This is a genomic window from Methylorubrum populi, assembly GCF_002355515.1.
In the GTDB taxonomy this organism is placed as follows: domain Bacteria; phylum Pseudomonadota; class Alphaproteobacteria; order Rhizobiales; family Beijerinckiaceae; genus Methylobacterium; species Methylobacterium populi_A.
In genome coordinates, this window is the sequence record NZ_AP014809.1 from 4,248,355 (window position 1) to 4,262,189 (window position 13,835).

General features: G+C 70.9%; 11 protein-coding genes and 1 pseudogene. 1 reads left to right on the forward strand and 11 read right to left on the reverse strand.

Going from position 1 to position 13,835, the window contains the following annotated elements; all coding sequences use genetic code 11:
- Positions 1–4: 4 nt before the first annotated feature.
- Positions 5–874, reverse strand: a pseudogene (locus MPPM_RS19705) (tyrosine-type recombinase/integrase); the annotation flags it as partial.
- 388 nt (positions 875–1,262) lie between these two features.
- On the reverse strand, positions 1,263–2,057 hold the full coding sequence (modA, locus tag MPPM_RS19710; RefSeq protein WP_096486505.1) for a molybdate ABC transporter substrate-binding protein: 795 nt from the start codon (positions 2,055–2,057) through the stop codon (positions 1,263–1,265).
- 789 nt (positions 2,058–2,846) lie between these two features.
- Between modA and MPPM_RS19715 the strand changes: the two genes are divergently transcribed.
- Positions 2,847–3,191 carry a winged helix-turn-helix domain-containing protein gene (locus MPPM_RS19715; RefSeq protein WP_096486506.1) on the forward strand — a complete coding sequence of 115 codons (345 nt, stop codon included), beginning with the start codon at positions 2,847–2,849 and terminating at the stop codon, positions 3,189–3,191.
- A gap of 537 nt (positions 3,192–3,728) precedes the next feature.
- Here MPPM_RS19715 and MPPM_RS19720 read toward each other — a convergent pair.
- The 9 genes from MPPM_RS19720 to MPPM_RS28115 all read right to left on the reverse strand — a co-directional run bounded on the left by MPPM_RS19720 (position 3,729) and on the right by MPPM_RS28115 (position 13,274).
- The gene (locus tag MPPM_RS19720; protein WP_096486507.1) at positions 3,729–4,148 is read right to left on the reverse strand and encodes a tellurite resistance TerB family protein; all 420 of its coding nucleotides are present in this window, start codon (positions 4,146–4,148) and stop codon (positions 3,729–3,731) included.
- 219 nt (positions 4,149–4,367) lie between these two features.
- Positions 4,368–4,868: a PTS sugar transporter subunit IIA gene (locus tag MPPM_RS19725; protein ID WP_096486508.1), complete on the reverse strand. Its 501-nt coding sequence runs from the start codon at positions 4,866–4,868 to the stop codon at positions 4,368–4,370.
- Entirely contained in the window at positions 4,865–5,659 is a 795-nt protein-coding gene (locus MPPM_RS19730; protein WP_244573361.1) for a response regulator, read from the reverse strand. The genes MPPM_RS19725 and MPPM_RS19730 overlap by 4 nt, the downstream gene beginning before the upstream one ends.
- A gap of 36 nt (positions 5,660–5,695) precedes the next feature.
- Complete coding sequence (locus MPPM_RS19735) at positions 5,696–8,437, reverse strand: DUF4118 domain-containing protein (protein WP_096486509.1); 2,742 nt, start codon at positions 8,435–8,437, stop codon at positions 5,696–5,698.
- A gap of 22 nt (positions 8,438–8,459) precedes the next feature.
- On the reverse strand, positions 8,460–9,065 hold the full coding sequence (locus MPPM_RS19740) for a K(+)-transporting ATPase subunit C (RefSeq protein ID WP_096486510.1): 606 nt from the start codon (positions 9,063–9,065) through the stop codon (positions 8,460–8,462).
- 13 nt (positions 9,066–9,078) lie between these two features.
- A complete protein-coding gene (kdpB, locus tag MPPM_RS19745) occupies positions 9,079–11,175 on the reverse strand; it encodes a potassium-transporting ATPase subunit KdpB (RefSeq protein WP_096486511.1) in 2,097 nt (698 codons plus the stop codon).
- 60 nt (positions 11,176–11,235) lie between these two features.
- Entirely contained in the window at positions 11,236–11,433 is a 198-nt protein-coding gene (locus MPPM_RS19750; protein WP_096486512.1) for a hypothetical protein, read from the reverse strand.
- A 2-nt stretch (positions 11,434–11,435) separates the two neighbouring features.
- The gene (gene kdpA, locus MPPM_RS19755) at positions 11,436–13,151 is read right to left on the reverse strand and encodes a potassium-transporting ATPase subunit KdpA (protein ID WP_096486513.1); all 1,716 of its coding nucleotides are present in this window, start codon (positions 13,149–13,151) and stop codon (positions 11,436–11,438) included.
- Between the two features lie 33 nt (positions 13,152–13,184).
- A complete protein-coding gene (locus MPPM_RS28115; RefSeq protein WP_017484418.1) occupies positions 13,185–13,274 on the reverse strand; it encodes a K(+)-transporting ATPase subunit F in 90 nt (29 codons plus the stop codon).
- Positions 13,275–13,835 lie beyond the last annotated feature (561 nt).

The window sequence follows — 13,835 nt, forward strand, 5'->3', positions numbered from 1 at the left end:
CACGCTTCAGAATCGTCAAGCTTCGCTCACTCAGCGGCACTCGGTGCTCGCGCTTGGCCTTCATTCGCGCAGCCGGCACGGTCCACAAGCGATCCGTCAGACTGATCTCGTCCCAGCGCGCGCCAAGCACTTCGCCTGTGCGCGCCGCCGTCAGGATCAAGAATTCGAAGGCCAGCCGGCTGCCTTCGCTTGCCTCGGCTGCTCGCAGCTGCGCGATGAAACCTGGCACTTGCGCGTAGGGCAGCGCGGCATGGTGCTCGTCGCGGTCGCCTTGCTTCGGCAGACCTTTGGCAACTCCTTCAATCGGATTTTCGCTGCTGCGGTAGCCGGCGGCCTTCGCCCAATCGAGCACGGTGCCGATGCGCTGACGGACACGTCGAGCCGTCTCGGGCTTGGTCAGCCAAATCGGCGCGAGCACGCGCAACACGGCGGGGGTGTCGATCTGATCGACGCGATGGGTGCCGAGTTGAGGGCAGGCATATTGTTGAAGGGTGTTGCGCCACTGCTGAGCGTGCTTTGCGTTCGCCCACGAAGCTTTGTGCTCGCCGTGGACGCGCTCGACGGCCTCGGCGAAGGTCGGCACAACGTCCTGGGCTTTGCGGCGCTCGGCCAGCGGGTCGCCGCCCTCTCGTGCGGTCTTGCGATAGGCCAGTGCCCGTTCGCGTGCTTCGGCCAGCGTCACGAGGGCAGCCCCACCCAAGCCGATATCGCGGCGGCGACCTTGCACAACGAGGCGCAGGAGCCATCGTTTCGCACCGGAAGGGTCGACGACGAGGTAGAGACCGTTCCCATCGGCATAGCGGCCGGGCTGTTTGAGCTGGCGCACCTGCACTGCGGTGAGCACCTTTTCCGGATGCTTGCCCTTACCCTTCACAAATCCTCCGCCGGAACTCGGCTACCCCACATTCCTTACCGCATATAGGCTCGGATGTAGACCGATCCAGCTGGATCGCCTCGGACGATGAGTGTTCGCTAAATCTCTGCTATGGCTTGCATAATGGACTGACTTGGACGCTACCAGATATCAACGCGGCGGAACTCCTTCCGCCAAATCTCCTCTAACTTGCTGACCTTGTAGGAGATTCAAACGATCAGGGCCTCGCGGACAGACGCGCGACGGGCTCCCGCTGCACTGAGTACCCGTCAGATGGGCCACGATACCCGGCGCGGCCGTCGCAACGGCGGGTTGGCCAGCCAACGCACCGCTTGATCGAACCCCACATCCGACAGCATCGAGCGGACCGGATACATGAGCCGCCCCATCACTGCGCGGCGGTGGCCGAACGGTTCAGCACGGTGAAGCCCTGCTTCTCGAAAGCGGCCTTGGCGGCGGGGCCGCGCAGGTAGGTCAGGAGGGCGGACGCGTCGGGGTTGCGCGAATCCTTGGTGATCGCGACCGGATAGACGATCGCCGGGTGGCTATCGGCAGGGAAGGTGGCGACGATCTTCACGTTCGCGTCCGCCGCCGCGTCGGTGGCGTAGACGATGCCGAGCGGCGCCTCGCCGCGCGAGACGAGAAGCAGGGCGGCCCGCACGCTCTCGGCCTGCGCGATCCTGTCCTTCACGCCCGACCAGCCGCCGAGCTTCTCCAGCGCCGCCTTGCCGTACTTGCCGGCCGGCACCGCCTCGACATTGCCCATGGCGAGCTTGCCGGAGCCCAGCGCCGCCGTGAGATCGAGCCCCGGCCCCATCTTCACCTCGGCCTTGGCGTCCTTCGGCGCGATCAGCACGATGCTGTTGGCCAGAAGGCTCACCCGTGTATCGGGCTGGATGAGATCCTTCTTGGCGAGATAGTCCATCCAGTCGAGATCGGCCGAGAAGAACAGGTCGGCGGTGGCGCCCTGCTCGATCTGCTTGGCCAGCGTGTTCGAGGCCGCATACGAGACTTTTGGGGTCGGCTTGCCCTCCTTGGCGTAGCTTCCGGCGATGTCGTCGAGGGCGTTCTTCAGGCTCGCGGCGGCAAAGACCGTCGGCGCCTCAGCGGCCGGTGCGGGCAGCGTCCCCGCCATAGTGATGGCGACGAGGCCGGCCAGGAAGCGGGTGCGGGTGAGGGCCATACGGGACAGATCCTGTGTCGAACGAGGGGAGGGGATCAGGCGGCCCCTCGGCAGCCAGACGGCTCTTGCCTCGCGGCAGGCGCCGACCATGCGGCCGAATGCGGCGCGATCGCCGGGCTTCGATGATGAAGGGGCCAGTCGAGGTTCGATGCCGGCAACCGCATGGCCCATGCAGGTGAACATGCGCGTGTCTCCGCGATGGTGGCGCCCAGGCGCGCTGGGGCAGCGTTCCGTCCCCGCAAGCGCTATATACGAAAAATCATAGCTACGACCAGGGCCGACCGGCTTTTCCCGATGGGCGGGATGCGCTGAGAAGCCCGCGGGCCGACACCGATCGGCGCCGCGAGCTTGACCACCGGCAATGCCGGCGATCGGGGAGGCCCTTGCACGGTTGGAGCCGTGCCTACGCAAGACCATCGGCAAGTGCGTGCCGCTCGACACCGCCAGCCGCACCCACTGCCGCGGCCTTGATGCACCTCCTCGACGCTTCGCCCTTCGCTGAATCGGGGCCGGCACCCTCCTGACCTGCTCGGGGGGCCTCACCGGCGTGCCGGTCGCCTCACACCATGACGGTCCGGAAGTCGACGGAGATCGTCTCAGCCCCGCTTGCGCCCGCGAGGGCGTCTCCCGAGATCGACTCCTGAAACGCCGGCCTCGTCTTCGTCCGTGCGGGCGCTTAGTGTCTCTCACAAAGCGCCCGCTGGTCGGCGCACTCCGATGAGGCGCGGTCCGTGACCGGGCATCTTGTGAAGCACTCTTGAGAACGCTTCGAACAGCGCAAGGAGCGTGATGGCCCGTTTGAGCATCCGCATCGATCTCGGACCGGATTGGCGGATCGGACCGGGCAAGGTCCAGCTTCTCGAAGCGATCGCCGAGCACGGCTCGATCTCCGCAGCGGGCCGGGCGCTGGGCATGTCCTACCGCCGCGCCTGGCTCCTCGTCGAGGACATGAACAAGGGCTTCGGGCGTCCGGTGATCGAGGCACAGATCGGCGGCAAGGCGGGCGGCGGTGCCCGGCTCTCGGCCTTCGGGACGGACGTCGTTGCGCATTACCGGGCGATCGAGCACGCCGCCGAGAAGGCGGCCGCACCGTTCCTCGCCCGCCTGACACAATCGGCCGATCCGGCGGCGTAAGAGCCCGGCTCGGAACGGCTCCGGCCAAGGCGCATGTCCCGCTCTGTTCTATATTTTTTCGGATATAGCGATCGTATGGATTCGTTCGCGGCGTACGGCTCCGACCCGAATGGACTGATCCTCAATCCGCCCCAGCAGGATTGGTCCGCATAGAGGTATGGCCTGCAGGCCGAGGACGGGCAGTATCGCTCGACGAGAGCCGCAAGGTGCCGCAGGGAAGAGACAACGAGGCTGCACTAGAGCCGTATCGGACCTGATTGCATCAGGCCGGCGTCTCTCGCTCATTGTTTTGGCGCGCCTTCTCTCGACGAACCGGTGACCACTTCGTCGGAATGCGCTCTAGAGCTGCGCCCGACCCGATCGAATCAGGCCGGCCGCCGAGAGGGCCCCGGCCTGAGCATCGGCGATCCCGTCGCGGCGGGCAGCGGTCGCGGCTCAGCGTCCGTGCTCCCGGCCCGCCTGTGCCGGCCGGGTTCGGCGAGTTGGGCTCGATCTTGCTCGGCCTGCGCCCGGTCGCCGGGATTTCGCTTGATTCGGTCAGCGGTCCAGCACGGCCCGGTCGTTCTTGGCCACGAGCGTGCGGAAATGCGGCGTCAGCTCGCTCTCCGACAGCGCGAAGGCCTGGGCGAACTGCAGGATCAACCGCTCTTCGCCGGGCTCGGCCTCGCCGTCCGACATCGCGCTGTCGATCATGTTCAGAACGATGCAGAGCCGCTGCTCCGGCCGCAGCCTGGGCGCCGCATCGGCGAGGAACTGCGCCGGCTGAGTGGCGCGGGTGTATCGCAGGACCGTATCGAGCTGCTGCCGCGTCGCGTTGCGTCCCAGGACCGAGATCAGGTGGCCGATCTCCTCGGGATCGATCTCGCCGTCGGAGGCCATGCAGTAGATCAGGGCGGCGGCCATGCAGTTCCGGGGCGTGAGGTCGAGGGAGGCCTGTGACTTGAACATGTTGAACATCGTCGGATCTCTCCGGTCGGCGTAAAGCGCGGTCGCGGGTTCGGTCTCCCCGTCGAAACGGCGCCTCATGCCCGCCGCGATGCCGCGGCCGTCCGGAGCAATCCTGCAGTCGCAGCGGCGAGGATGATGGCAGCCACCCTTACGCGCTTCGTGCATCGAAACGACGACAGCCCCGGCGTCGGGGGCAATCCGGCAAGCCCTTGCCGCCAACCGGTCGTCTCACGCCCTGTCGAGGGTCCGGCCGCTCACCAGCGCGAGGAGGCCGGCCGCGTCGCGCGCGCCGCGCAGGGCCGCCGCGGTCTCCGGGTCCCGCAGCCGGCGCGCGACGCGGGCCAGGGCGTTCAGGGTCTCGCCGCCGCTCCCCGCGGGCAGCAGCAGCAGGAACACGAGATCGACCGGCCGCTCGTCGATGGCATCGAAGTCGAGGGGATCGCGCAGGCGCGCCAGCAGGCCGTAGGGCTGCCGGACGGCGTCCAGGCGCGCGTGCGGCAGCGCCACGCCCCCACCGATTCCGGTCGAGCCGAGCCCCTCGCGCCGGACGAGGGCCGCGCGGATGGCGCCGGCGTCGAGAGCGAGCATCCGCGCCGCGCGCCCGGCCAGGTCATCGAGAAGAGCGGCCTTGCCCGAAACCCGCAGGCCGTGGATCACCTGCCCCGGCGCGAGGAGGCCGTCGACGCTCATCGCCTCGTCCGGCACCGGGCCGACGGGGGACGACGTCACGGATCCGTCCCCGGCGCGGCCGGGGTCGCAGCGCGCTCGACCGGGCGCTCGGCCGAGCGCGCGTCACCGTTCCCGGCATCCTCCGCCGCGGGCGGCCGGAGGGCCGGCTCGTCGTCGGGCGCCCGCAGGCGGTAGCCGACGCCGGTCTCGGTGAGGAGGATGCGCGGGCGCTCGGGATCGGCCTCCAGCTTCTGCCGCAGCTGGCGCATGTAGACGCGCAGATATTGCGGGTCCGACGAGACCGAGACCGCCTGCATCAGCTGGGCGTGGGTCAGCACCTTGCCGGCATGCATCACCATGACCCGCAGGAAATCGTACTCGCGCGGGGTGAGCTTCACCTCGGCGCCGTCGACCCGCACGATGCGCCGGACGAGATCGACCGAGAGGCCTTCGACCCGGAAGACCGGGCGCTCGCCCTGGACGGCGAGCTGGTGCCGCAGGGCCGCCCGCAGGCGGGCGAGGAGCTCCGCCATGCCGAAGGGCTTGGTGACGTAGTCGTCCGCCCCGAGATCGAGCGCCTCGACCTTGCCGCCCTCGTCGTCCCGGCTCGACAGCACCACCACGGGCAGGCCGGGATGGCGCGCCCGGATCGCGCGCAGCAGGTCGTGGCCGCGCATGTCGGGCAGGCCGAGATCGAGGATGACCAGATCGACCCTGTCCCGCCCCAGCACCGCCAGGGCGGCGGCGGCATTGCCCGCCTCCAGGATGGCGTAGCCCTGCGTGGACAGCCCCATCCGCAGGAGCTTGCGGATCGGCGGCTCGTCGTCGATGACCAGGATGGTCGCGCTCATAGGATCGGACTCGGGGTCGGGCTCACGGAATCGGATTCATGCGGCGATGCCGTTCGCGGCGTCGTTCTTGGCAGCATCCTGCGCAGTCCCGGCCGGAACCGGAAGGGTGACGGTGAAGCAGGCTCCCGGGCGGTCGCGGCGGTTGGCGGCGACGACGCGCCCGCCCATCGCCTCGACGAAGCCGCGGGCGATGGCAAGGCCGAGGCCCGTGCCGGCGCGGACCCGATCGCTCTTGCGCACCCGGTAGAACTTGTCGAACACGCGCTCGGCCTCCGCCTCGGGCAGCCCGGAGCCCTCATCGAGCACCTCGATGCGGACGGAGCCGCCGTCCCGCCGCGCGCGCACGGTCACCCCCGTGCCCTCGGGGGCATATTTGGCGGCATTGTCGAGGAGGTTGACGAGCACCTGCTCGAACAGGACCGGGTCCAGCCGCAGGGTCGGCAGGTCGGGGGGAACGTCCACCGCGACCCGGTGGCCGGCGAGCACCTTGTCCAACCGGCGCAGGGCGGTGTCGACGGTCTCGGCCACGTCCTGGTGCGCGAGGTTGGGCGCCACGGCGCCGGCCTCCAGGCGGGTCATGTCGAGGAGGTTGACGATGAAGCGGTTCAGCCGCTCCGATTCCTCGATGATGGTCGCCAGCAGGTCCGCCTTGGCCTCGGGCGGGAGCGCCGCGTCGAGGTCGCGCAGGGTGCTGGCCGCCCCGAGCACGGAGGCGAGCGGCGTCCTCAGGTCGTGGCTGATCGAGGTCAGGAGCGCGCGGGCGAGCCGGTCGGTCTCGGCGGCGCGCTCGGCCCGGTCGAGATCCTCCACCAGCCGCACGCGCTCGATGGCGAGGGCGCCCATATCGGCGAGCGCGTCGAGCAGGCGCCGCCCCTCCGGCGTCAGGATCGGCCCGGTGCCGTCGGCGTCGAGGCCGATCACGCCGAGGGTGCCGCGGCCGGTGCGCATCGGCAGGAACAGGCGGCGGGCGCCGGGCAGCGTGTCGGCGCCGCGCCCGGCCGGGCGGTCGTTGTCGAAGGCCCATTGCGCGGCGGCGCGGTCGGCCTCGTCCAGCCGGTCCTCGGGCGGGTAGCCGGCCCGCACGGTGACGGTCCCGTCCTCCGGCAGCAGCAGCACGACCCGGACCTTCAGCATGGCCGCGACCTGCGCGGAGGTGGCCCAGAGCACGTCGTCGAGGGTGCCGCAGCCGGAGAGCTTGCGGGAGAAGCCGTAGAGCCGCTCGGTCGCCCGCGCCCGGCCCTGGCTGACGAGGGCCGACCGGCGCACCCGCGCGGCGAGGTTCGAGACGATGACCGCCACCACGGTGAACAGGAGGAAGGCGGCGACATTGGTCGGATCGGCGATGGTGAGCGTGTAGACCGGCGGCAGGAAGAAGAAGTTGTAGGCGAGCGAGGCTGTCACCACCGCCGCCAGCGAGGGTCCCAGGCCGAGGCGCACCGCCACGGCCACCACGGCCGTCAGCAGGATGAGGTCGGCGTTCTCGACCCCCGTATAGGGCTGGAGCAGGAGCGCGAGGCCGAGCCCGGCGGCCGTTGCGATCAGCGCGAGGGCGTAGGAGCGCAGGTCGGACCCCGCGGGCGGCGCCAGGGTCGCCACCGGGCGGCGGGCGGCCGGCTCGTCCGGCACGGCCGCGCCGGGAACCACGTGCACGCTGATGTCGCCGCTGCGGCGCACGAGATCGTGCACCACCGAGCCGTTGATCAGCTCGAACATCCAGGAGCGCGTCGCCTTGCCGACGACGATGTGGTTCACGTTGGCCGAGCGCGCATAGGCGAGGATGTCGTCGGCGACGCGCCGCCCGCCGGGCAGGGTGACGGCGTCGCCCCCGAGCCGGTCGGCGAGGCGCAGGGCCTCGGCGATCCGGTCGCGCTGCGTCTCGCTCAGGGAGGCGGCCCGCGGCCCCTCGATCGAGAGCGCCGTCCAGGGCGCGTGGAGACGGTCGGCCAGCCGCTTGGCGTAGCGCACGAGGCCGCTCGAGCGCGGGTCCTCGCTGACGCAGACCAGCACGCGCTCGCCCGCCGCCCAGGGGCCGGGGATCGCGTTGGCCCGCATGTGGCTCAGGAGCTCGTCGTCGACCCGGTCGGCCGTGCGCCGCAAGGCCAGCTCGCGGAGCGCCGTGAGGTTGCCGCGGGAAAAATAGTGCCTCAGCGCCCGCTCGGCATTTGACGGAACGTAGACCTTGCCCGCCTTCAGCCGCTCGATCAGGTCGTCGGGGTTGAGATCGACCACCTCGATGTCGTCGGCCCGGTCGAGGACGCCGTCCGGCACGGTCTCGCGCACCCGGATCCGGGTGATCGAGGCCACCACGTCGTTGAGGCTCTCGACGTGCTGGATGTTCAGGGTGGTGAGCACGTCGATGCCGGCGTCGAGCAGTTCCTCGACATCCTGGTAGCGCTTCGGGTGGCGCGAGCCCGGCGCGTTGGTGTGGGCGAGCTCGTCGACGAGGGCGAGTTCGGGCCGCCGGGCCAGCAGCGCGTCGAGGTCCATCTCCTCCAACACCGTGCCGTGATAGGGCACCGCGCGGCGCGGAATCGTCTCGAAGCCAGCGAGCAGCGCCTCGGTCTCGGCCCGGCCGTGGGTCTCGACCACGCCGACCACGACGTCGGCGCCGGACTTGCGCCGGGCGCGCCCGACGGTGAGCATCTCGTAGGTCTTGCCGACGCCGGGGGCGGCCCCGAGGAAGACCTTGAGCCGGCCGCGCGTCCGGGCCTCCCGGCGCGCCGCTTCGAGCAGGGCGTCGGGCGAGGGACGGTTCGGATCGCGGCCGGTTCCGGTCATGCGCCTTCCTCAACGGCGGATTTCAGCGGCGGGCAAGGTCGTCCAGGGCGAGGTTCAGCGCCAGCACGTTGACGCGCGGCTCGCCGAGAAGGCCGAGGGTCCGGCCCCGGACCTGGGCGGCGACGAGACCGCGCAGGGTGTCCTCGGGCAGGTCGCGGGCCCGCGCGACCCGCGGCACCTGGAACAGGGCCGCCTCGGGCGAGATGTCGGGGTCGAGCCCCGAGCCGCTCGCCGTGACGAGATCGACCGGCACCGGCCGGCCCGGATTCTCTTCCCTCAGCCGGGCGAGGTCGCCCCGCACGCGCTCGGCGAGCGCCGCGCTCGTCGGTCCGAGGTTGGAGCCCATGGAATTGGCCGCGTTGTAGGGCGCCGGCACGGTCCTGGCCGCGTCGGCCGGGTCCGGGGCGGTGGTGGCCGAGGGCCGGCCGTGGAAGAAGCCGGCGCCGGTGAAGGATTGCCCGATCAGGGCGGAGCCGACGATCCGGCCGTCGCGCTCGATCAGGCTGCCGGCGGCCTCGGCCGGGAAGATCGCCCCGGCGAGGCCGGTGACGGCGAGCGGGTAGGCGAGCCCCGTGACCGCCGTCAGGGCGACGAGGAGGACGAGGGCGGGGCGAAGCGGGTTCGACATGGTCGGTCTCTCTTTACGCGAGGTGGAGGGCGGAGACGGCCATGTCGATGGCCTTGATGCCGATGAAGGGCACCAGCACGCCGCCGAGGCCGTAGACGAGGAGGTTGCGCCGCAGCAGCGCCGCCGCCCCGACCGCGCGGTAGGTCACGCCGCGCAAAGCCAGCGGGATCAGCGCCACGATGACGAGCGCGTTGAAGATGATGGCCGAGAGGATCGCGCTCTGCGGCGAGGCGAGGCCCATGACGTTGAGCGCCTGAAGCTGGGGGTAGAGCCCCAGGAACATCGCCGGAAGAACCGCGAAGTACTTCGCCACGTCGTTGGCGATGGAGAAGGTGGTGAGCGCCCCGCGGGTCATCAGCAGCTGCTTGCCGATGCCAACGATCTCGATGAGCTTGGTCGGGTCGGAATCGAGATCGACCATGTTGCCGGCCTCGCGCGCCGCCACCGTGCCGGTGTTCATGGCCACGCCGACATCGGCCTGGGCGAGCGCGGGCGCGTCGTTGGTGCCGTCGCCGCACATCGCCACCAGCTTGCCCTCGGCCTGCTCCCGGCGGATCAGCGCCAGCTTGTCCTCCGGGGTGGCCTGGGCGAGGAAGTCGTCGACGCCGGCCTCCGCCGCGATGGCGGCGGCGGTGACGGGGTTGTCGCCGGTGATCATCACCGTGCGGATGCCCATCCGGCGCAGTTCCGCGAAGCGCTCGCGGATGCCGCCCTTCACGATGTCCTTGAGGAAGACGACGCCCAGCAGCCGGCCGTCCCGCGACACCGCGAGCGGCGTCCCGCCGGCCCTGGCGATGTCGTCGGCGATCGCCCGCACCTCGGCCACGGCCTCGGTCTCGGTCTCGGCCGCCAGGTGGAAGGCCAGCGCCGCGTTCGAGCCGCGGGTCGCCATCGGCTGGCCGGAGACCGCGGCGATCACGGCCTCGACCGCGCCCTTGCGGATCGCGGAGCCCTCGAGGTCCACGCCCGACATGCGCGACTGCGCGGTGAAGGGCACGAAGGTGGCGTTCAGCCCGGCCATATCGCGGGCGCGGATGCCGTACTGCTCCTTGGCGAGCACGACGATGGAGCGGCCCTCCGGCGTCTCGTCGGCGAGCGAGGCGAGCTGCGCCGCGTCGGCGAGATCCTGCTCGGAGATGCCGCGGACGGGCCGGAACGCGGTCGCCTGCCGGTTACCGAGAGTGATGGTGCCGGTCTTGTCGAGGAGCAGGGTGTCGACATCGCCCGCCGCCTCCACGGCGCGGCCGGACAGGGCGAGCACGTTGAAGCGCACGAGCCGGTCCATGCCGGCGATGCCGATGGCCGAGAGCAGCGCGCCGATGGTGGTGGGAATCAGCGTGACGAACAGCGCCACCAGCACGATGACGGGAATCGACCCGCCCGCGTAGCTGGCGAAGCTCGGGATCGAGGCCACCGCGAAGACGAACACGAGGGTCAGCCCCGCGAGCAGGATGTTGAGCGCGATCTCGTTGGGCGTCTTCTGGCGCTCCGCGCCCTCGACGAGGCCGATCATGCGGTCGACGAAGGTCGAGCCCGCAGCCGCGGTGATGCGGACCTTGATCGCGTCGGAGAGCACCTGCGTGCCGCCGGTCACCGCCGAGCGGTCGCCGCCGGATTCGCGGATGACCGGCGCCGACTCGCCGGTGATGGCGGCCTCGTTGACCGAGGCGACGCCCTCGATCACCTCGCCGTCGGAGGGGATGAGGTCGCCGGCCTCGACCAGCACCACGTCGCCGAGCTTGAGCGACGTGCCCGGCACGGTCTCGTAGCCGGGTCCGCCGCCGGTGAGGCGCTTGGCCGTCATCTCGGTGCGGGTCCGGCGCAGGCTCTCGGCCTGGGCCTTGCCGCGCCCCTCGGCCAGGGCCTCGGCGAAGTTGGCGAACAGCAGGGTGAACCAGAGCCAGAGGATGATCTGGCCGGAGAAGAACAGGTCGCTCCCGCCCGCGGCGAGGTCGCGCAGGAACAGCACGGTGGTCAGCGCCGCCACGACCTCGACCACGAACATGACCGGGTTGCGGATCATGGCGCGCGGATCGAGCTTCGTGAGCGAGCCGAGGAGCGCGGGCCCGATCAGGGCGGCGCTGAACAGGGATTGGGTCTGACGGGACATGGGAGGGGTGCGTCCGGAAGGGGGCGGCGGTCCGGCGCCTGCGGCCGGACCCTGGAGAGGTCAGGGGGTCGTCCCGGCGGCCAGAGCGAAGGCCGCCAGCAGGGCGAGCGCGCCGAGCAGGGCCACGCCGAGGAGCGCCAGCACGAGGTCGGACGAGCGGGTCGGCCGGAGCCTGCCGCCATGCGCCCGGTGCCGGGGCGGGCGGCGCAACGCCGGGTGGGGACGCGGCACGCGCCGGGAGGAGAGGGCGCGCGGCACGCTCAGCCCCCCGCCGGAAAGGTCTGCCCGGCCGCGCCGGCGAAGTGCTCGACGAGGGGGCCGAGCGCCAGCGACGGGAAGAAGGTCAGGCCGCCGATGATCAGCACCACGCCGACCAGCAGGCCGACGAAGAGGCCGCCATGGGTCGGGAAGGTGCCGGCGGAGGCCGGGACCCGCTTCTTGGCCGCGAGCGAGCCGGCGATGGCGAGCACCGGGATCTTCACGAAGAAGCGCCCGACCAGCATGCCGATGGCCAGCGTCGTGTTGTAGAACAGGGTGTTGGCCGTGAGCCCACTGAGCGCCGAGCCGTTGTTGGCCGCCGCCGAGGTGTAGGCGTAGAGGATCTCGGTGAAGCCGTGCGGGCCGGCATTGGCCGGGCCGGCCAGCCCCGCCGGGACCACCGTGGCCAGCGCCGTGAGACCCAGCATCATCAGGGGCAGGCAGAGGATGCCGAGCATGGCCATCTTCACCTCGCGCGCCTCGATCTTCTTGCCGAGATATTCCGGGGTGCGCCCGACCATCAGGCCGGCCACGAAGATCGCCACGACGACGAAGACGAGCATGCCGTAGAGGCCGGCGCCGACGCCGCCGATGATGACCTCGCCGAGCTGCATGTTGAGGAGCGGGATCAGGCCGCCCAAAGCCGTGAACGAGTCGTGCATGGCGTTGACCGCGCCGCAGGACGCGGCGGTGGTGATCACCGCGAACAGGGCGGAGGCGGAGAGACCGAAGCGGACCTCCTTGCCCTCCATGTTGCCGCCGGTCAGGCCGAGACCGCCGAGAACGCCATGGGCGTTGGCTTCGGCCCAGTAGGTGACGGCGACACCCGCGAGGAAGAGCAGCCCCATGGCGGCGAGGATGGCCCAGCCCTGACGCTCGTCGCCGACCATCCGTCCGAAGACGTTGGTCAGCGCCGCGCCGATCATGAAGATCGCCACCATCTGCAGGAAGTTCGACAGGGCGGTGGGGTTCTCGAAGGGGTGGGCGGCGTTGGCGTTGAAAAAGCCGCCGCCGTTGGTGCCGAGCATCTTGATCGCGACCTGGCTCGCCACGGGCCCGACCGCGATGGTCTGCCGCGCGCCCTCCAGGGTGGTGGCCTCCACCGAGGGGGCGAGCGTCTGCGGCATGCCCTGCGAGACCAGGAACAGCGCGATCAGGAGACACAGCGGCAGCAGCAGGTAGAGCGTGGCGCGGGTCATATCGACCCAGAACGAGCCCAGCGTCTTCGTCGAGGCCCGGGCGAAGCCGCGGATCACCGCCACCGCCACCGCGATGCCCGAGGCCGCCGAGACGAAGTTCTGGTGCGTCAGCCCCAGCATCTGCGACAGGTAGGAGAGCGTGGTCTCGCCGCCGTAGGACTGCCAGTTGGTGTTGGTGACGAAGCTCGTCGCCGTGTTGAAGGCGAGGTCCGGCGCCACCGCGCCCTGGTCCGCCGGGTTGAGCGGCAGCACCGTCTGCAGGCGCAGGATGGCGTAGAGCAGGACGAAGCCGGCCACGTTGAAGACGACCATCGCGCCCGCGTAGCCGAGCCAGGTCTGTTCCTGGCGCGCATCGATGCCGGCGGCGCGGTAGAGCCCGCGCTCGACGGGCGCGAGCACGGGCGAGAGGATGGTGCGCTCGCCGTTGAAGACCCGGGTCATGTAGGCCCCGAGCGGCTTCACGAGCGCCAGCACGACCGCGCCGTAGAGCGCGATCTGGAACCAGCCGTTGAGTGTCATGGGAGAGGTCCGTCAGGGGCCGCTCGGACCCGCTCAGAAGCGTTCTGGGCGGACGAGGGCGTAGGTGAGGTAGACGAGGAGCCCGGCGGTCACGAGGGCGCCCAGCGCGAGGTCGAGGGTCATGGCGGCGTGCCTCAGAGGCGCTCGCAGAGCGCGGCGTAGCCGGCGGCGAGCCCGAAGAAGGCGAGGCCGCCGAGCAGGAAGACGATGTCGAGCATGGTTGGGTCGGTGTCCGTTCGGCCGGCGGCCGCGGGCGCCCCGCGGCCGATCCGGGCCGGCCGCGAAAATGGACGGGAACCGCGTTAGGGTTCGAGAGGAAGAGGGATGCGATCTCATAAGGATCGTATCAGGATCGGCCCGCTCCCGGCTTCGGCGACCCCGCCGGCCGCGTCTCCGGCCGCCAAGCGCCTTGAAGCGCACGGCAGGCGCCGGGCGCCGCAAGACCGGCGGTCCCTGAGCGAAGGGCTTTGGGGCAGACAGCGCGCCACCGGGCGCGATCGACCCGGATCACGCCGGTATCGGGCCCCGAGAAGCCGCGATAGGGCAGGCCGCAGGCGGGGCAGCGCCCGCCGACCGGCCGGAGCCCGCCACCGCGATCCGGCGCATCCTCGCGCCCGGAGGCGGCCGGGAGGCGCGGCGCGGAACCGGCGAAGCGCGCCCAGGGGCCGAGACGAAACCCGCGGC